Annotated in this window: 16 protein-coding genes; 10 read left to right on the top strand and 6 right to left on the bottom strand. The window is 71.2% G+C overall.

Annotated elements, in window-relative coordinates; genetic code table 11:
- Positions 1 to 238: 238 nt before the first annotated feature.
- The 4 genes from tgt to hrcA are packed head-to-tail and all read right to left on the bottom strand — an operon-like array spanning position 239 to position 4388.
- Entirely contained in the window at positions 239 to 1477 is a 1239-nt protein-coding gene (tgt, locus tag OIE40_RS10560) for a tRNA guanosine(34) transglycosylase Tgt (RefSeq protein ID WP_413774488.1), read from the bottom strand.
- Positions 1470 to 2201: a 16S rRNA (uracil(1498)-N(3))-methyltransferase gene (locus tag OIE40_RS10555; RefSeq protein ID WP_264702161.1), complete on the bottom strand. Its 732-nt coding sequence runs from the start codon at positions 2199 to 2201 to the stop codon at positions 1470 to 1472. The genes tgt and OIE40_RS10555 overlap by 8 nt, the downstream gene beginning before the upstream one ends.
- Complete coding sequence (gene dnaJ, locus OIE40_RS10550; protein WP_264702159.1) at positions 2198 to 3370, bottom strand: molecular chaperone DnaJ; 1173 nt, start codon at positions 3368 to 3370, stop codon at positions 2198 to 2200. The genes OIE40_RS10555 and dnaJ overlap by 4 nt, the downstream gene beginning before the upstream one ends.
- 1 nt (position 3371) lies before the next feature.
- The gene (gene hrcA / locus OIE40_RS10545; RefSeq protein ID WP_264702157.1) at positions 3372 to 4388 is read right to left on the bottom strand and encodes a heat-inducible transcriptional repressor HrcA; all 1017 of its coding nucleotides are present in this window, start codon (positions 4386 to 4388) and stop codon (positions 3372 to 3374) included.
- A 173-nt stretch (positions 4389 to 4561) separates the two neighbouring features.
- Here hrcA and OIE40_RS10540 point away from each other — a divergent pair, with 173 nt between their 5' ends.
- From OIE40_RS10540 to OIE40_RS10510, 7 genes are all read left to right on the top strand, one after another.
- Positions 4562 to 4942: a DUF1304 domain-containing protein gene (locus tag OIE40_RS10540; RefSeq protein ID WP_264702156.1), complete on the top strand. Its 381-nt coding sequence runs from the start codon at positions 4562 to 4564 to the stop codon at positions 4940 to 4942.
- Positions 4943 to 5025: 83 nt separating this feature from the next.
- Positions 5026 to 5337, top strand: coding sequence for an aminoglycoside phosphotransferase/kinase family protein (locus OIE40_RS10535; protein ID WP_264702154.1), 312 nt, complete (start codon positions 5026 to 5028; stop codon positions 5335 to 5337).
- On the top strand, positions 5334 to 5633 hold the full coding sequence (locus OIE40_RS10530) for an aminoglycoside phosphotransferase/kinase family protein (protein WP_264702152.1): 300 nt from the start codon (positions 5334 to 5336) through the stop codon (positions 5631 to 5633). Before OIE40_RS10535 ends, OIE40_RS10530 begins: the two co-directional genes overlap by 4 nt.
- Before the next feature lie 52 nt (positions 5634 to 5685).
- Entirely contained in the window at positions 5686 to 6522 is an 837-nt protein-coding gene (locus tag OIE40_RS10525; protein WP_264702150.1) for an MBL fold metallo-hydrolase, read from the top strand.
- 304 nt (positions 6523 to 6826) lie between these two features.
- Positions 6827 to 6985, top strand: coding sequence for a hypothetical protein (locus tag OIE40_RS10520; RefSeq protein WP_264702149.1), 159 nt, complete (start codon positions 6827 to 6829; stop codon positions 6983 to 6985).
- A 47-nt stretch (positions 6986 to 7032) separates the two neighbouring features.
- On the top strand, positions 7033 to 9885 hold the full coding sequence (locus tag OIE40_RS10515; protein ID WP_264702148.1) for a helix-turn-helix transcriptional regulator: 2853 nt from the start codon (positions 7033 to 7035) through the stop codon (positions 9883 to 9885).
- Positions 9886 to 9932: 47 nt separating this feature from the next.
- Positions 9933 to 12584, top strand: a complete 2652-nt coding sequence (locus tag OIE40_RS10510) for a DEAD/DEAH box helicase (RefSeq protein WP_264702147.1) — start codon at positions 9933 to 9935, stop codon at positions 12582 to 12584.
- 69 nt (positions 12585 to 12653) lie between these two features.
- Here the strand turns inward: OIE40_RS10510 and OIE40_RS10505 are convergent, their stop codons facing one another.
- Positions 12654 to 13436: an inositol monophosphatase family protein gene (locus OIE40_RS10505; protein ID WP_264702347.1), complete on the bottom strand. Its 783-nt coding sequence runs from the start codon at positions 13434 to 13436 to the stop codon at positions 12654 to 12656.
- Positions 13436 to 14278: a DUF3097 domain-containing protein gene (locus OIE40_RS10500; protein ID WP_264702146.1), complete on the bottom strand. Its 843-nt coding sequence runs from the start codon at positions 14276 to 14278 to the stop codon at positions 13436 to 13438. The genes OIE40_RS10505 and OIE40_RS10500 overlap by 1 nt, the downstream gene beginning before the upstream one ends.
- A 301-nt stretch (positions 14279 to 14579) precedes the next feature.
- Here OIE40_RS10500 and leuS point away from each other — a divergent pair, with 301 nt between their 5' ends.
- From leuS to OIE40_RS10485, 3 genes are all read left to right on the top strand, one after another.
- Entirely contained in the window at positions 14580 to 17444 is a 2865-nt protein-coding gene (gene leuS, locus OIE40_RS10495; protein WP_264702145.1) for a leucine--tRNA ligase, read from the top strand.
- A 349-nt stretch (positions 17445 to 17793) separates the two neighbouring features.
- Positions 17794 to 18348 (top strand): C40 family peptidase, encoded by a 555-nt coding sequence (locus tag OIE40_RS10490; protein WP_264702144.1) that lies wholly within the window; start codon positions 17794 to 17796, stop codon positions 18346 to 18348.
- Between the two features lie 191 nt (positions 18349 to 18539).
- The gene (locus tag OIE40_RS10485; RefSeq protein WP_264702143.1) at positions 18540 to 19163 is read left to right on the top strand and encodes a C40 family peptidase; all 624 of its coding nucleotides are present in this window, start codon (positions 18540 to 18542) and stop codon (positions 19161 to 19163) included.
- Positions 19164 to 19197 lie beyond the last annotated feature (34 nt).

The following is a 19197-nucleotide window of genomic DNA, read 5'->3' as shown; positions in this document are numbered from 1 at the left end:
CCCCAGATCACCTGGGTGGCCAGCGTCGGCCAGAAGGACGGCCAGCCGCCCTGGAGCATCAGCGCGACGCCCACCACGACGCAGCCGAGCAGCACCGACCGACGCCGCGAGTACAGGTCGGCCACCACCCGGGTCCCCCTCACGTGGGTCTCAGTGTGCCGTGCGGGCTGCTGTTCGGCGTGGCCGCGGTGTTCCTGAGTCTGGCGACAGTGGGCGCTCGGACCTTCCGGCCGACCGGTCAGCCCCGCCGGGCGTAGAAGCCACCGAGGAACTCGGCACGGAACTCGGCGAAGTCACCGGTCTCGATGCTGGCCCTGATGTCGTCGACGAGCCGGACGGTGAACCGCTCGTTGTGGATCGTCGCCAGGGTCGAGGCCAGCATCTCCTTGGCCTTGAACAGGTGATGCAGGTAGGCCCGGGTGTAGTGCGCGCAGGTGTAGCAGTCGCAGCCATCCTCGATCGGGCCGAATGCCCGCCGGTGCGCGGAGGTGTTGATGTTGTAGCGGCCGTGCCGGGTGTAGACCGCCGCGTTGCGTGCCACCCGCGACGGCATTACGCAGTCGAAGGTGTCGGCGCCGGCCTCGATGGCGGCGAAGAAGTCGTCCGGCTCGGAGATTCCGAGCAGGTGTCGTGGCTTGTCGAACGGCAGTTCGTCGGTCACCCAGCCGACGATCGTGCCCAGGTTCTCCTTCTCCAGCGCGCCGCCGATGCCGAACCCGTCGAAGCTGCGACCCTCCACGGCCAACCCCGCCAGCCCGGACGCCGCGGCGCGCCGCAGGTCCTCGTACTGCGCCCCCTGCACGACGGCGAACAGCGCCTGGTAGTGCTTGCCCACCCGCTGCTCGGTCAGCTCGCCGTGCGCCCGCAGGCAGCGGATCGCCCACTCGTGGGTGCGCCGCACCGACTGCTCCTGGTAGCCGCGAGTGTTCATCAGCGTGGTCAGCTCGTCGAAGGCGAACATGATGTCGGCACCCAGTTCGTGCTGGATGCGCATGCTGATCTCGGGGGTGAACCGGTGCCGGTCGCCGTTGAGGTGGCTGGTGAAGGTGACCCCGTCGTCGTCCACGTGGGCCAGCCGGGTCTTGCCCGCGGCGATCACGTCGTCGTCGGTGACCCCGACGGTGTCCATCGCCAGCACCTTCTTGAAGCCGACGCCCAGGCTCATCACCTGGAAGCCGCCCGAGTCGGTGAAGGTCGGGCCGGGCCAGTTCATGAACGCGCCCAGCCCGCCGGCGGCGTCCACGATGTCGGAGCCGGGCTGCAGGAACAGGTGGTACGCGTTGGCGAGAACGGCCTGCGCCCCGAGGGCGGCGACCGACTCGGGCAGCACCGCCTTGACCGTCGCCTTTGTGCCGACCGCGACGAACGCCGGGGTCCGGATCGGGCCGTGCGGAGTGTCGATGAGGCCGGTGCGGCCCTTGCCGCCCGGCAGGACCGCGCCGGGGGTGAACGAGAAGCCGGCGCCCGGCTCAGGCACGAGTGAGGGCCTGCAGCTGCGCCAGCGCGGCGACCCCGGCGGTCGAGGTGCGTAGCACGGCGTCCGCGATCAGGGTGGGACGCCCACCCGCCTCGGCGAAGGCGTCCAGCTCGGCCTCGGTGAGCCCGCCCTCGGGGCCGACGATCACCATCACCTCGCCCTCGGCCGGCAGGGCGGCCGTGCCGATGAACTCCTCGGCGGCCTCGTGCAGCACCAGCGTGAGGGCCGGCTCGGCGATCCGCAGCGCCAGCTCGGCGGTGGTCAACGGCGGGCTGACCCGCGGGACCCGGAACCGGCGCGACTGCTTGGTGGCCTCGCGGACGATGTTGCGCCACCGGGTCAGTTGACGTTCCACCTTGTCGGGCGACCATTTCACGATCGACCGGGACGCCTGCCACGGCACGATCTCGTCGACGCCGAGCTCGGTCAGCTGCTCGAGGCCCAGCTCGCCGCGATCGCCCTTGGCCAGCGCCTGGACGACGGTGAACCGCACCGGGCGTCCGGGGTCGGCCAGCACCTCGGCGACTTCGACCACCAGGCCGTTGACGTCGGAGGACAGCACCGGTCCGCGCACCGCGGTGCCGATGCCGTCGCTCACCAGCACCGTCTCGCCCTTGCGGATGCGTCTCACGATGGCCGCGTGCCGGCCCTCGTCGCCGGTGACCGCCACCTCGTCGCCGACCGCCGGAGAATCCAGGTCCGCCAGGAACAGTGCCTCTGTCATTGTGTGAACGCGTCCTTCAGCCAGCCGAAAACACCCTTGTGATGCCGCTCGACGGCGACCTCTTCCTGCCCTTCGCCCCGCGCCTCGGCGAGTTGCCGCAGCAACTCGCGCTGGTGGTCGTCCAACCGGCCGGGCGTCTGCACCAGCAGCGTCACCCCCAGGTCGCCCCGGCCGGCGCCGCGCAGCCTCGGGACGCCGCGGCCGGCGATCGCGATGCGGGTGCCGGACTGGGTGCCGCTCGGCACCGACAGCCGCACGGTGCCCAGGTCGGCGTCCAGATCGTCGCGTTCGGCCTCGAGCGTCGGCAGGGTCACCTCGGTGCCCAGGGCGGCCGCCGTCATCGGCAGCTTCACCACCATCTCGAGGTCGTCGCCCTTGCGGGTGAACGTGTCGTGCGGTTCGACGCCCAGTTCGACGTACAGGTCACCGGCCGGGCCGCCGCCGGGGCCGACCTCGCCCTGCGACTCCAGATGGATGCGGTTGCCGGCGTTCACCCCGGCCGGGATCTTGACGTTGATGGTGCGCGAGGAACGCACCCGGCCCTCACCGGAGCACTCCCCGCACGGGTTGGGGATGACGGTGCCGTAGCCGCGGCAGACCGGGCACGGCTGTGTGGTGCGGATGTCGCCCAGGAACGATCGCTGGATCTGGGTGACGTCGCCCTGGCCGTGGCAGGTGCTACAGGTCACCGGCTCGGACCCGGCGCGGGCGCCGGTGCCGTTGCAGGTGCTGCACAGCACCGCCGTCTCGACCCGCAGCGGCTTGGTGATCCCGAACGCCGCCTCCGGCAGCGTCAACGACATCCGGACCAGGGCGTCCTGGCCGCGGCGCACGCGGGAGCGCGGGCCGCGGGTCGCGCCCTGGCCGAACATGGCGTCCACCAGGTTGGTGAAGTCGAAGCCGGCCGATCCGCCCGGGAAGCCGAAGCCCTGCGCGCCGCCGAAACCACCGGCGGCCATCGGGTCGACCCCGCGGTCGTACATGGCGCGCTTGTTGCTGTCGTGCAGCACCTCGTAGGCCTCGCCGATCTCCTTGAACTTCTCGGCGGCGTCCGCGGTGTCGGCGACATCGGGGTGGTACTTCATGGCCAGCTTGCGGTAGGCCTTCTTGATCTGTTCGGCTGAGGCGTCGCGGGGCACGCCCAGCACGTCGTAGTAGTCCTTGGTCACGTCATCCTTCTGCCAGGAAGCGGCCGACGTAGCGGGCGACCGCCCGCACCGAGGCCATGGTGCTCGGGTAATCCATTCTGGTGGGGCCGACGATCCCCATGCTCGCCCAGAGATCGTCCGCATGACCGTACGCGCTGGCCACCACGGAGGTCGACTGCAGCGGCTCGTACGGGTTCTCGTGTCCGATCCGGACGGTCACGTCACCGGTGCCACCCGCCTCACCCAACAACCGCAGCAGCACCACTTGTTCCTCCAGAGCCTCGAGAACCGGTTTCACGGTGGTCTCGAACTGGTCGCCGAAGCGCGTCAGGTTGGGGACGCCGCCCACCACCACCCGGGTGGCCGGGTCGGCGGTGGTCAGTTCCATCACGGTGGCGGTCACCATCGAGGCGACCGGGTGCAGTTCGGGGGGAAGGTCGTCGAGCAGGGTGCTGAGGCGCTCGACCGCCGCCGACGGGGTGAGTCCGACGACGGCAGCGTTGAGCCGGCCGCGCAGGTCGGCCACCTGTTCGTCGGTGGCCCCCAGCAGATCGACGGGCCGCTGGTCGACCCGGCCGGTGGAATTGACCAGGATCACCAGGCCGCGGCCCGGCGTCAGCACCAGCAGTTCGATCAGCCGCACAGTGGCGCTGGAGAGCACCGGGTACTGCACGATCGCGACCTGCTGGGTGATCTGGGCCAGTAACCGAACGGTGCGGCGCACCACGTCGTCCACGTCGAGGGCGCCGGCCATGAACGTCTGGATGGCACGGCGCTCGGCCACCGACAGCGGCTTCACGGCGGCCAGCCGGTCGACGAACAGGCGATAGCCCTTGTCGGTGGGGATGCGGCCGGCGCTGGTGTGCGGCTGGGTGATGTAACCCTCGTCCTCGAGCACGGCCATGTCGTTGCGGACGGTGGCGGGCGAGACGCCCAGGTTGTGCCGGTCGACCAGCGCGCGGGAACCGACCGGCTCCTGCGACGACACGTAGTCGGTGACGATGGCCCGCAGGATGGCGAGCTTGCGATCGTCCAGCATCGGGCCCTCCTCCCGCCGCATTGGCACTCTCGGTGATCGAGTGCCAGTCTAGACGAACCTCGTCCGGCGTCGAGTGACCCGCCGTGCGGCCCGGCGCCGGCCGCCGCCCTTCGCCAACCGGTGTTGGGGTGCGCCTGGGGCTACAGTGACCGCAGTTCGACGGAAGGAGCCTCATGCGACTCATCGCGTTGCTGCTGGCCGCGGTCGCCGGAGTCATCCCCGTCGGCATCTTCTTCCTCGAGTCGCTGCGCTGGGAGCACCCCGACACCCGCAAGGTGTTCGGCACCAGTCCCGAACTGGCCGCGAGCACCAAGCAATTGGCGTTCAACCAGGGCTTCTACAACCTGTTCCTCGCCGTCGGGGCGTTCGCCGGGGTGGCTCTGTGGTTCTGGCCGGTGGTCTCCTCGACGCTGATCATCGTGAGCCCCGGCTCGATGCTGGCGGCGGCGCTGGTGCTGGTCGCCAGCGACCGCTCCAAGGCCCGGGCGGCCCTGTTCCAGGGGCTCGCCCCGCTGCTGGGGCTGGCGTTCCTCGGCCTGTCGAGCCTGGCCTGACCGCCCCCACCCGCCCCGGCTCGCGGGGGTGGGGGCAATCTTCCGCATGGTGTCTGCTCGGTCGGTGCCGCACAGTGGGCGCCATGGTGTCCACGCGCGCTCAGGTCGGCAGGCTCCGCCGGGTGGCCGAGGCCGCGCTGGCGTCCTACTCCCTGCCCGCGGGACGGCTCACCTTCGTCTCCCACGGCGAGAACACCACCTTCCGGCATGACTCGCCGACCGGACGCCTGCTCGTGCGGGTGCACCGGCCGCAGCGCCACGGAGGCGACGTCGATCCGGTCGCACCGGTCGCGTCCGAACTGGCCTGGCTGGACGCCCTGCGCGCCGAGACACCGGTGCACGTGCCGGAGCCGGTGCGGGCCTGGGCAACGCCGTGTTCGGCGGCGGCGAGGTGAAGCTGATCGATTGCGACGACTGCGGCACCGGGCATCGGCTGGACGACGTCGCGGTCGCACTGTGGGAGTTGCGCGACCGCGACGACTACCCCGACTTCGAACGTGCCCTGCTGGCCGGCTACCGCGGCGTCCGGCCGATCGACGTGACCCGGCTGGACGACCTCATCGCCGCCCGTCAGGTCGGGTTCGACCTGTGGTACACCGGCATGGCCGGGGTGAACCCGTCCTTCGCGCAAAGCCTGGACGTCGCGCACGAGTGGTCGCTGGCGATGCTCGACCTGGTCGAGGCACACTGACCCGCCTCCCCACCCCCGGCGGGGGCCGCGGCGGTCCACGTAGGCTGAACCGGTGCAGTTCTCCGAGACGGCCTTCGAGCAGCTCCGACCCGGCATCTGGCGCGCGGTGGCGTCCCCTGCCTCGGTCACTATCGGCCTGGTCGCCGGCGACGGCGGTGCGCTGCTGATCGACACCGGTTCGTCGCCGTCGCAGGGTGCGCGACTGCGCGAGGCCGCCGAGGACGTGGCCGGCGTCCCCCTGGTGGCGGTCGTGGTGACCCACGCACACTTCGACCACTACTACGGGCTGGCCGCCTTCGACGACCTGCCGACCTACGGCCACGAGAGCCTGATCGACGCGCTGGCCGCCGACCACGTCGAGCAGGAGGCCGCCGAACTCGGTTTCGCGACCACGGAGCTGAAGCCGCCGAACCGTCCGCTGTCCCTGGCCCGGATGGTCGACCTGGGCGGACGCCATGCCGAGATCGTGCACTTCGGCCGCGGCCACACCGCCGGTGACCTGGTGGTCATCGTGCCCGAGGCGGAGGTGATCTTCACCGGCGACCTGCTCGAGCAGGGCGCGCCCCCGGCGATGGGTCCGGACTGCTTCCTGAAGGAGTGGCCGGCGGCGCTGGACGGCGTCCTCGGGCTGGTCAACGAGCACACCCTGCTGGTGCCCGGGCACGGCGAACCCTTCGACCGGGTCTTCGCGTTCACCCAGCGCGCGGAGATCTCGTCGGTGTACGGCCAGGCCGAGTACCTGGTCAGCCAGGGGGTCGCCGCGGCCGACGCGCTCGCCGCCGGCGAGTGGCAGTTCGACGACGACACGATCACCGCCGTCCTCCCGATCGTCTACGCCCAGCTCGCTGCCGAGGGCAAGCTGCCCGGACGCCGGCTGCGCCTGCTCTAGCGGGTCGGCTGCGGCCCGGCCCGCCGCCGATCGCGACATCGGCTCCCGCTGGAGCGAAACACCCGTCGATGGTGGGTCACGACCCACCACCCGGCAGGCAGCCGCGCACCCGGCACCGATCTCGACATCGGCTACCCCCTGACGGCGGCAAAAGGGGCCCGATCTGCAGCCACTACCTCAGAGGTGCCGCCGGCCGGACGCGCCGAGCTAAGGTACCCGGCCGCGCAGGTACCGCACACGGCCGATGTCCGCGGCTACCTCAGCCGACGAGATTGGTGTCACCACGAAGGAAGAGGTGATCACCATGGATCCGCTGCTGACCGACCTGAAGGCACTGCTGGAGGACCGTGACGAACGCTACGCCGAGGCCGGCCTGCTGCCCCGGCGGCTGCCCCGCCGCTCGTCGCTGGAGATCATGCGCGACGTCCGCCGCCGCCGCGAGCAGGAGCGTCCCGCCGCGTGACCGCGCCCGCCGCCCCGGCCGGGGCGCCGATGGGGATAATCGACCCCATGCGTGAACCCCGGTCGATGGTGGGCCGCTCCCAGGAACTCGACCACGTCGTCGACGCGCTCGGACTGGCCGAGGGCGCCGGCGGCGTCGTCGTGCTGTCCGGGGACGCCGGCATCGGCAAGACCCGGCTGCTGCGTGAGGTGGCCGGCGTCGCCGCCGGGGCTGGACGCCTGGTGGTGGTCGGGCACTGCGTCGCCGAGGCGGGAGCCGACCTGCCCTATCTGCCGTTCACCGAAATGATCACCGAGCTGCACGCCGCCGCCCCCGACGTGATCGACCAGGTGGCGGCCACCCACCCGGCACTGGCGCAGCTGCTGGCCGGCGCCCACGCCCGCGCCGACGTCCGCTCGTCGACCGGCCCCGGCCAGCTCGCCGAGGCCGTCCACGCCGCTCTCGCCCGGGTCGCCACCACCCGCGGGGTGCTGGCCGTCATCGAGGACGCCCACTGGGCCGACCACTCCTCGCGCGACCTGCTCACCCTGCTGATGACCAGGGGTTTCGCGGCGCCGGTCGGCCTGATCGTCTCCTACCGTTCCGACGACCTGCACCGCCGGCACCCGCTGCACCCCACGCTCGGCGTCTGGGCGCGGCTCTCCGAGGTCACCCGCGTCCACCTGGACCCGCTGCCCACCCCTGACATGTGGACGCTGGTCCGCGACCTCACCGACGCCGACGACCCGCAGGTGGCCGACATCGTGGGCCGCGCCGGCGGCAACGCGTTCTTCGCCGAGGAACTGGTCGCCGGCGGCAACGTGCTGGGCGCCGACCTCGGCCGGGTCCTGCTGGCCCGGTTCGAGCAGCTCGACCCGGACGCCCAGCGGGTCGTGCGCGCCGCGGCGGTGATGGGACGCCGGCTCGGTCACGACCTGCTGCAGGCGGTGGTCGAGCTCTCCCCCGACGCCCTGGACGCCGCGCTGACCGCGGCCATCGACCACCACACCCTCGAGCCCGCCGGCGAGGACGGCTACCGCTTCCGGCACGCCCTGGTCGCCGAGGCGATCCGCGACGACCTGCTGCCCGCGCAGCGGCGACGCCTGCACGCGGCCTTCGCCGCGGCGCTGACCGCCCGCCCCGAGCTCGGCACGGCGTCCGACCTGGCCCGGCACGCGGCGGCCAGCGGCGACATCGAGACTGCGGTCTCGGCGGGGATCGCGGCCGGCGAGGCCGCGTTGGCGCTGGGCGGCCCGCGTGAGGCGTCCGGCCTGTTCGAGCAGGTGCTCACCCTGATGGCCGAACACGACCCGCGCCGCGACGACGCCACCGCACAGGCGGCGTACGCGGCCGCCGCGACCGGGGACGTGGCGCGCGGCGTCCACCTGATCGCCGACCGGCTGGCGCACAGCGAATCGGCGTCACCGGCCCGCGCCCGGCTGCTGGCCGGCTACGTCACCCTGGCCCGGGTCTACGACGAGCCGCCCGACCTGCTGGCCAGGGCCCGCGAGGCGGTTGCGCTGACCGAGGGCCTGGCCGACCGGACCAGGCTGCAGGCGCTGGTCGCCGAGGTGCAGGCGCTGGCCGACGCCGATCGGTACCGGGACGCCGCCACCGCGAGCGAGGTCGCCCTGGCCCTGGCCGACCGGCTGGAAGCGACCGACCTGGCCACCGACCTGCGGACGATCCTGGTGTCCTGGGATTCCGACGAGGTCGACCTGCCCAAGCTCGAGGCCCGGCTGCTCGACCTGGTCCGGAACCAGCCGTTGAACGACCCCACGCACGTGCGCGCCTACTACCGGCTCGGCCTGATGGAGTATTCGCGCGGCAACCTGCCCAAGGCTCTCGCCCATCTTGACGCCGCCGCCGCGATCGCCGACCGGATGAACCGGCCGTGGGGGGTGTTCGAGAGTTTCTCCAGGCTCACCGCAGGCCGGGTGGCGGTGCTGCTGGGCAGGTTCGCGGACGCCGAGCGCCGGCTGTCGCCGCCCGGGCCGCCGTTCCCGCAGCCCGGCTACGCCGGGTTCCTGGCCGACCGGCTGGTGCTCGACACGGCACGCGACTGGCAGGTCGACCCGGCCCTGTTCGAGTCGATCCTGCCGTACTGGCCCGACGACGCCCTGCTCGCGCTGTTGTCGATGCTCGCCCAGGTCGAGCTGCTCGGCCGCGCGAAGCGGCTGGACGAGATCCCGCCGCTGGTCGGGCGGGCGGTGAAGGTGATGGACCGGCAGTGGGGCACCCGCGAGCAGATCCAGATCCGGATCGCGGCGACGGTGGCGAGCATTCTGGGCGATGCGGGAAGTCTCGACCCCGACGTCCGGCAGCGGCTGGAGGCCACCCTCGAGGCGCTGACCGGACGGGCCCGCGACGTGATCGCGGCCGGCTGGCTGGGGCCCGAGAGCGTGGCGTGGGCGGCCCGGCTGGACGCCGAACTGCTGCACCTGCGGTGGCTGGCCGGTGAGCAGGTCGACCCGGACGCGCTGCTGGCCGGCTGGCGGACCACGGTGGCCGCCTTCGAGAGCTGGGGCGACCCGTACCAGACCGCCCGCAGCCGCATCCGGCTGGCGGCGGTGCTGGCGGCGTCCGGAGATCCGGCGGCGGCCAGGGCCGAGGTCAAACTGGTGCGGGCCACCGCGCTGGCCCTGCCGTCCGAGCCGCTGCGCCGGCTGCTGGACGACGTGCCTGGCCTCAACCGTGCCCCCCGCGGCACCCGCACCAGCGATCAGCGGCTGACCGCGCGCGAGTCGGAGATCCTGGCCCTGCTGGCGTTGGGCCGCAGCAACGGGCAGATCGGCAAGCAACTGTTCATCTCGACCAAGACCGCCAGCGTGCACGTGTCGAACATCCTGGCCAAGCTCGGCGCCGCCAGCCGCGGCGAGGCGGTCGCGATCGCCCGGCAGCGGGGGCTGCTGGCCGACTGAGCCGCCGGTCGAACCCGTCGGCGGCAGATGGAATACTCGCAAGAGCCATGGACACGACCCGACTGCTTCGCCCGCTCCGGGTCGACCCGGCCGACGACTCCGCCGCCGACCGGCTGTACGAGTCGTTCCTGCGCCACACCGACACGCTGGGCCTGGCGCTCTACCCGCATCAGGACGAGGCGATCATCGAGCTGCTCGGCGGCGCCCACGTGGTGCTCACCACCCCGACCGGCTCCGGCAAGTCTCTGGTGGCGACCGCCGCGATCCACGCCGCGCTGTCGACCGATCGGGTGTCGTTCTACACCGCGCCGGTGAAAGCCCTGGTCAGCGAGAAGTTCTTCGAACTGGTGGCCACCTTCGGCGCCGACAACGTCGGCATGCTCACCGGCGACGCCGCGGTCAACGCCGGAGCCCCCATCATCGCCTGCACCGCCGAGGTGCTCGCCAACATCGCGCTGCGTGAGGGCGCTGCCGCCGACGTGGGCGTGGTGGTGATGGACGAGTTCCACTTCTACGGCGAACCGGAGCGGGGCTGGGCCTGGCAGGTACCGCTGATCGAGCTGGTCGGCGTCCGGTTCCTGCTGATGTCGGCGACGCTGGGCGACATGAGCGGCATCGCCGCCGACCTGGAACGCCGTACCGGGCGCGAGGTCGCCATCGTGGCCGAGGCCGAACGACCGGTGCCGCTCACCTTCCGCTACGCGATGACGCCGCTGGAGGAGACCCTCGACGAACTGGTCGAGACCCACCAGGCGCCGGTGTACGTCGTCCACTTCACCCAGGCGGCCGCCGTCGAGCACGCCGTGTCGCTGCTGGCCAGGGGCACGGTCAAGAAGGCGAGCCGGGCCGGGGCGGGCGTCCGGGCGGGAACGGCCGCTGACCCGCTGGAGGGTTTCCGCTTCGCGGCCGGCTTCGGCAAGACCCTGTCGAAGCTGCTCAAGGCCGGCATCGGCGTCCATCATGCCGGCATGCTGCCCAAGTACCGGCGGCTGGTCGAGCAACTCGCCCAACAGGGCCGGCTGACCGTCGTGTGCGGCACCGACACGCTCGGGGTCGGCATCAACGTGCCGATCCGCACCGTGCTGTTCACGGGGCTGGCGAAGTTCGACGGCTCACGGCAGCGGGTGCTGCGGACCCGTGAGTTCCTGCAGATCGCCGGACGCGCGGGCCGGGCCGGGTTCGACACCGCGGGCTACGTCGTCGTCCAGGCCCCCGAGCACGTCATCGAGAACGAACGCGCCAAAGCGAAGGCGGCCGCGAAGAACGCCGGGCTCAGCGAGGCGAAGCTCGCCAAGCGGCGCTCGAAGGCGCAGCTGAAGAAGCCGCCCGAGGGCGCGGTGGTGTGGAGCGAGCAGACCTTCGACCGGCTGGTGGCCGGCCAGCCGGAGAAGCTGATGAGCCGGATGAAGGTCGACGACGCGATGCTGATCAACGTGTTCAGCCGCGACGAGGACGCCTTCGTGGTGCTGCGCCGGCTGCTCACCGACAACCACGAGGAGCGCCGCGCCCAGCTGCGACTGGTGCGGCGGGCGGTGCGGCTGGTCCGCTCGTTGGTGCAGTCCGGCGTCCTGACCCGGCTGGAGCGGCCCGACGAGTTCGGCCGCCGTTACGTGCTGACCGTCGACCTGCCCGCCGACTTCGCCCTCAACCAGCCGTTGGCGCACTTCGCGCTGGCCGCGTTCGACCTGCTCGACGCCGAGGCGGTGACCTACCCCCTCGACGTGACCTCGGTGGTCGAGGCAGTGCTCGACGCGCCGATGCCGGTGCTGTTCGCGCAGCAGCGCGCCGCCCGCGGTGACGAGATCGGACGGCTCAAGGCCGACGGTGTGGAGTACGAGGAACGGATGGCGATCGTCGAGTCGATCACCTGGCCGCGGCCGCTGGCCGACCTGCTCGAGGCCGCGTTCGAGACCTACCGGCAGACGCATCCGTGGCTGAACCCCGCCGGGCTGGAGCCGAAATCCGTGGTCCGCGAGATGTGGGAGCAGGCGATGAGCTTCACCGACCTGATCGGCCGCTACCAGGTGGCGCGCAGCGAGGGACTGGTGCTGCGCTATCTCACCGACGCCTACCGCACGCTGCAGCACACGGTGCCGGACGCCCACCGCAGCCCCGAACTCGACGACCTGATCGACTGGCTGGGCGAGACGATCCGGCAGACCGACTCCTCACTGCTCGACGAATGGCAGGCGTTGACCGACCCCGAGCACGCCCCTCGCGATGTCATCGATCGCGCCGCTGGTCCGCCGCCGCGTCCGTTGTCGAAGCAGGGCCGCACCTTCGAGGTGCTGCTCCGCAACGCGATGTGGGCCAGGGTGGCCGCCTTCGCCGCCGATGACCCGGACGCGCTGGCCCGACTGGAACGCGAGGCGGCGGCACGCACCGACCCGCCCCGCGAGGTGCTGATGACCTGGCAGCGCTGGGATGCCGCACTCGAAAGCTACTTCGACGAGCATGACGAGGTGCTGCTGGACGCGCAGGCGCGCGGGCCGTCCTATCTGGCGCTGGGCCCCGAGGCCGGCGGTGAGCCGGTCGGGGCGCCCGGCGTGACGGCGCGCCTCCGGCCGGTGCGGCAGACCCTGCGCGACCCCGACGACAACCGCGACTGGGTGCTGGACGCCGTGGTCGACTGCGACGCGACCGACGAGGCCGGTGAGCTCGTCCTGGCGGTGAGTGCGGCGTACCGCCTCGACGGCTGACCCGAATCCGGGATCGGGTTCGTCATCCCGTGGCAGGCCCGGGATGACGTTTGAGGCTTTCGAAATCCCTCAGCGGGAGAACTGTTGCTTCACCAGGCCGGCGGCCAGGTCCCACAGCTCGGGGGACGCCGCGGCGAGCAGGTAGCGGCCGGTGACACCGGCGGCGAACTCCCGGCCGTCGATGGTGGCGAGCCGGCCCCCGGTCTCGGTCACCATCAGGCCGCCCGGCAGGTGGTCCCACGGGTGCATTGACCAGTAGCCGAGGAAGGCTCGCTCGCGCTCGACCACGTGCGGGTAGTCGACCCCGCAGCACCCGGCCAGCCGGACCAGCGTGACGTCTTCGGGGACGCCGTCGCGGGGCCGCCCGTAGCGGCCGTGCAGCGCACCGACCGGCCGCTCGGGGATCGCCTTGGGCTCGACCCGGGCGCCGTCCAGCCACACCCCGGAGCCCTTCTCGGCCACGTACATCCGGCCGTGCACCGGCTGCCAGATCCAACTCCTGGTCGTCTCTCCGGCGCGCACCTCGGCCACCATGACCGCGAAGTCCGCACTGCCCAGCGTGAAGTTGCGGGTGCCGTCGACCGGGTCGATCACCCAGGCCAGTTCGGCCTGCGGCAGGGCCTTCAGCGCACTCGGGTCGGCGTAGACACCCTCTTCGCCCACGATCAGGCAGCCGGGGTCGGCCGCCCGGAAGATCTCCGCCAGCGCCCGTTCGGCCCGCCGGTCCGCCACCGTCACCACGTCGCCGGGCCGCTTCTCGATGATCTCGTCGTCGGCGAGGGTGCGGAACCTGGGCATGATCTGGTCGTCGGCGACCCGGCGGATCGCCTCGGTCACCTGCGCGGTCTCCATCACGGCTCCAGGGTGTCGGCGTGGTCGGCGGTGACGAAGTCGATCAGCTTCTCCACCTCGGTCAGCAGCGCCGGGTCGAGATCGCGCCACGATGTCACCTTGGACCGGATGTGCCGCCACGCCTCGGCGATGTCGGCCTGGGTGCGCGCCGGCCAGCCCAGCGCCCGGCACAGCCCGGCCTTGTAGTCCTGGCCGCGCGGGACGTCCGGCCACGCCTTCAACCCGAGCACGGACGGCTTCACCGCCGTCCAGATGTCGATGAAGCGGTGCCCGGTCACGAACAGCCATGGGTTGCCGACCTGCTCGACGATCCGGGATTCCTTCGAACCCGGCACCAGGTGGTCGACCAGCACTGCCAGGCGGCGGCCCTGCTGCGGCGCGAACTCGGTCACGATCGCGGGCAGGTCGTCGATGCCGCCCAGGTACTCCACGACGACGCCGACGTGCCGCAGGTCGTCGCCCCACACCTTCTCGACGAGTTCGGCGTCGTGCCGGCCCTCGACGTAAATCCGGCTGGGCAGCGCCACCTTGGGTGCGGCACTCGACACCCGTGAACCGGACGCCGTATGCGTCCTCCCCGGACCGGCCATGGTTCGCTTCGGAGCAGCCACGCTGACCGGCTTGCCGTCGAGCCAGAAGCCGGGTCCGAGCGGGAAGCTGCGCCGTTTGCCCGCGCGGTCCTCGAGCACCAGCAGCCCGTTCTCGAGCCGCACCACCGCCCCCACGAAACCGGAGGTCGGATCCTCCAGCACCATGCCGGGCTGGGCGGCGACCTCTGTGCTGACGGGCTTGCCGGCCCGCTGCCAGCCGGGCGCGAGGACATCACGTGGGTATCGACTCACCCGGCCAGGCTAGTCCGAACGCTCCGCCGGTCGCGGACCCCCACGCGGGGCGTCCGCACAACGAGCGGGCGACGTCGCGCACCCGGTGGCTCATTGCGCAGGGGTGCAGCTGCGCAACCTGCCATGGCCTGCGCAACGTCGCGGCTCGCGTCGGACCGCCCGGGCCGAACTGCGGTAACCTGACCCCGTGACGTTCCGACTTCTGCTTCGACAGCCGCGCTGACCCTCCACCGTCAACGCGGCGCCCCTCCTTGCGCGAGGGGCTTTTTCATGCCCGACAGCAGAACGACAAGAGGATGAGATGAGCGAGACCCCGTACCGCTACACCGCTGAACTGGCCGGCCGGATCGAGCAGGCCTGGCAGGACCGCTGGGAGACCGAGGGCACCTTCCACGCCCCCAACCCGGCCGGGGTGTGGGCCGAGCCGGACAAGCTGGCCGGCCGGGACAAGCTGTTCGTGATGGACATGTTCCCCTACCCCAGCGGGGCGGGGCTGCACGTCGGACACCCGCTGGGCTACATCGGCACCGACACCTGGGCGCGCTACCAGCGGATGCGCGGCCGCAACGTGCTGCACACCCTGGGCTACGACGCGTTCGGCCTGCCCGCCGAGCAGTACGCGGTGCAGACCGGCCAGCATCCGCGGGTCACCACCGAGGCCAACATCGCCAACATGCGCCGTCAGTTGCGCCGGCTGGGACTGGCCCACGACGACCGGCGCAGCATCGCCACCACCGACGTCGAGTTCTACAAGTGGACGCAGTGGATCTTCCTGCAGGTCTTCAACGCCTGGTACGACCACGAGGCCGACAGGGCCAGGCCCATCGCCGAACTGGTCGACGAGTTCGCCTCTGGCGCCCGCCCCACCCCCGACGGGCGCCCCTGGGCCGACCTGGACGCCGCCGAGCAGGCCGGCGTGATCGACTCGTTCCGGCTGGCCTACCTGTCCGAGGCGCCGGTCAACTGGTGCCCAGGGCTGGGCACCGTGCTGGCCAACGAGGAGGTCACCGCCGAGGGCCGCTCCGACATCGGCAACTTCCCCGTCTTCAAGCGCAGCATGAAGCAGTGGATGATGCGGATCACCGCCTACGCCGACCGGCTGCTGGCCGACCTGGACCGGCTGGACTGGCCCGACAAGGTCAAGGCGATGCAGCGCAACTGGATCGGCCGCTCCTCGGGCGCCTCGGTCACCTTCGTGGTCGACGGCCACGAGGCCGCCATCGAGGTGTTCACCACCCGCCCCGACACCCTGTTCGGCGCCACGTTCATGGTCCTGGCCCCCGAGCACCCGATCGTGGACGCGATCACGCCCGGCGAGAACTCCTGGCCGGCCGGCAGCAACCACGCGTGGACGGGCGGGGCGGCGTCGCCGTCCGAGGCGGTCACGGCCTATCGCGAGGCCGCGGCCCGCAAGACCGATCTGGAACGCCAGGAGAACAAGGACAAGTCCGGCGTCTTCACCGGCGCGTTCGCGATCAATCCGGTGAACGGAGCCCGCATCCCCATCTTCATCGCCGACTACGTGCTGATGGGCTACGGCACGGGGGCCATCATGGCGGTGCCGGCCGAGGACGAGCGGGACTGGGACTTCGCCAAGGCCTACGACCTGCCCTACATCCGCACCGTGCAGCCGCCGGCCGATCACGACGAGGACACCGCGTTCACCGGAGACGGCCCGACCATCAACTCGGCCAACGACGAGATCTCGCTGAACGGCCTGAACCTGGCCGACGCCAAGGCGACGATGATCGACTGGCTGAGCGCCAACGGCACGGGCACCGAGACCGTCACCTACAAGCTGCGCGACTGGCTGTTCAGCCGGCAGCGCTACTGGGGCGAGCCGTTCCCGATCGTCTACGACGAGGGCGGCTACCCGATCGCGCTGCCCGAGTCGATGCTGCCGGTGACGCTGCCCGAGATCGACGACTACAGCCCGCAGGCGCTGGACCCCGACGACTCGACGTCGGAACCGCTGCCGCCGTTGGGCCGGGTCACCGACTGGGCCACCGTCGAACTGGATCTGGGCGACGGCCCGAAGACCTACCGCCGCGAACTGAACGTGATGCCGCAGTGGGCCGGCTCGTGCTGGTACGAGATGCGCTACCTGGATCCGGCCAACCACGACCGGTTCGTCGACCGCGAGGTCGAGCGGTACTGGATGGGCCCGCGCTCGGCGTCCGACGTCGGTGGTGCCGACGTCGCCGATGTCGGTGGCGTCGACCTGTACGTGGGCGGCGTCGAGCACGCGGTGCTGCACCTGCTGTACTCGCGGTTCTGGCACAAGATGCTGTTCGACCTGGGCCAGGTCAGCTCGGCCGAGCCCTTCCGCCGGCTGTACAACCAGGGCTACATCCAAGCCTACGCGTTCCGCGACGCCCGGGGCCAGACCGTGCCCGCCGACGAGGTCGAGGAGGTCGCCGGCGCCGACGGTGACATCCACTACCGCTGGCAGGGAGAGGAGGTGTCCCGGGAGTACGGAAAGATGGGCAAGTCGCTGAAGAACATCGTCACTCCCGACGACATGTACGACTCCTACGGCGCCGACACGTTCAGGATCTATGAGTTGGGCATGGGCCCGCTGGACCAGTCGAAGCCGTGGGAGACCCGGGCCGTGGTCGGTTCGCAGCGCTTCCTGCAGCGGCTGTGGCGCAACGCGGTGGACGAGACCACCGGCGAGATCCGGATCGTCGACACCGCCCCGGACGCCGCGACGACGGTGGCTCTGCACCGGACTATCGACGCTGTGACCAGGGACTACGAGTCGTTGTCGTTCAACACCGCGATCGCCCGGCTGACCGAGTACAACAACGTGCTGACCAAACTGGACGCGGTGCCGCGGGCGGCGATCGAGCCGATGCTGCTGATGGTGGCTCCGTTGACCCCGCACATCGCCGAGGAGTTGTGGTCACGGCTGGGACACGCGGACACGCTGGCCTACGAACCGTTCCCGGTCGCCGACCCGGCGCTGTTGGTCGAGGACGCCGTCACCTGCGTGGTGCAGGTGAAGGGCAAGGTGCGGGCCCGCTTGGAGGTCCCCGCCGACATCTCCGAGGACGAGTTGCGCGCACGGGCGCTGGCGCTGCCGCGGATCGCCGAGGAGACACCCAACGGCGTCCGCACCGTGATCGTGCGGGCACCCAAGCTGGTCAACGTCGTCCCCGCCTGAGCCGCGGCGGGACGGCGTCACCGGATCGGCCCGCCGCCGGTTCGGCACCGTCGCGTCCCGGCGGGGTGGTGTGCGTGCGCCGTCGGCCGGGTGGGCGACCGGATGCCTGCCCCGGGTCGCCGGCGGCCGTGACCACCGGCTGAGAAGTGCGCCGCAAACGTCCCGCGAGGGGTTCGTGCCGGTGGGCCGAACCCCCCCGGCGTCCGCTCGATTTGGCATCGCCGTCGTTGATGAACTATCGTCCCTCTCAGCTTGATCTCAGGTTACGCTCATATGGCTCTCAGCGAGTGACGGCTTTCGAACACCAGGCTCCGGAGGGACCACCGTCATGTTTGTACGCAGGATCGCATTGACTTCAGCACTCGCCCTCTCGGCGTCGTTGCTCGTGGCCGGCCCGACCGCGCTGCCCGCCAGCGCCGACGGCCTCGCGCCGGTCGCTGCAGCCTTGCCGACCGATGTCACCGTGGCCGGCGTCGGCGCGGTCTCGCTCGGCACCGTGAAGCTGCCGACGGCCGCCCAGAAGGCCAAGGCCGTCGCCGCCAAGCGTGCCAAGGCCGTGAAGAACGCTGCGATGAGCCGGGTCAAGACGGGTCAGTACGTGCGCGGGCGCAGCGGCCCCACCAAGTTCGACTGCTCCGGCCTCATGCTGTATTCCTACCGCAAGGTGAACAAGTCGCTGCCACACTCGTCCTCGACGCTGTCCAAGCTCGGCAAGAAGGTGGCCAAGAAGGATCTCAAGGTTGGCGACCTGGTCTTCTACTTCTCCCCCGTGCACCACGTCGCGATGTACGTCGGCGACGGCAAGATCGTGCACGCTCGCAACCCTTCCGATGACCTCGAGGTGACCAAGCTGAAGGACTACCCGGGCTACCGGTGGGCACGGCGGGTCATCAAGAACCGCTGACCCTCAGCTGCACGCACACGCCCCGGCCGGACCACCCGGCCGGGGTTTTGCGTCGCCGGCGACCGTCCCCCGTCATCGTGGATTTGTACAACCGACTAGAAATGCCTTAAAGTTTTTCTCAGATAACTCTCAGGTTGCTCTGATCTTCCACCGGCGCAGCGACCACACGCAGATTGTGAAGGAAACCCCCGATGCGACTCCGCCACCTCGCTCTGTCCGCGACATTGGCCCTCACCAACGGACTGCTGGTGTTCGCGGTGCCGGGCGCCCAACCGGCCGGCGCGCGACCGACCCCGGCCGCCGCGGCGTCCGCCTCTGCGGCCGTGACGGTGGGCGCGGTGCCGTCGGTGGCGGCCGAACTCGGCGACGCCCTGACCGCCGCGGTCGCGACCCAGACGGTGTCGCGCACCCCCACCGTTGCGCTGGCCGAGAGCCGGACGCTGTCCGCCGCCGAGCTCAAGGCCAGGAAGGTCGTCGCCGCCGCCTTGTCGCGGGTGTCCAACAGCCAGTACGTCTGGGGCGCCGCCGGCACCAACAGCTTCGACTGTTCGGGCCTGATGCTCTGGTCGTTCAAGCACATCGGCATCTCGTTGCCGCATTCGGCGATCGCGCAGTCGCAGCTCGGCAAGGCGGTCAGCGTCAAGGACCTCGAGCCCGGCGACCTGCTCTTCTTCTACTCCCCCGTGCACCACGTCGGCATGTACATCGGCGACGGCAGGTTCGTGCACGCCCGCAGCCCGCGCAACGGCCTGCAGGTCAACTCTCTCGAGGCCTACGGGCACTTCACCTCGGCGCGCCGGATCATCGGCGCCTGACCCGAGGCATCGTCGTCCCGACCTGATCGGGGAT

It is taken from the genome of Micropruina sonneratiae, from assembly GCF_025972045.1.
In the GTDB taxonomy this organism is placed as follows: Bacteria; Actinomycetota; Actinomycetes; order Propionibacteriales; family Propionibacteriaceae; genus Micropruina; species Micropruina sonneratiae.
Note: the sequence above shows the minus strand (reverse complement) of the source record. Positions and strands in the feature narration are given on the sequence as shown.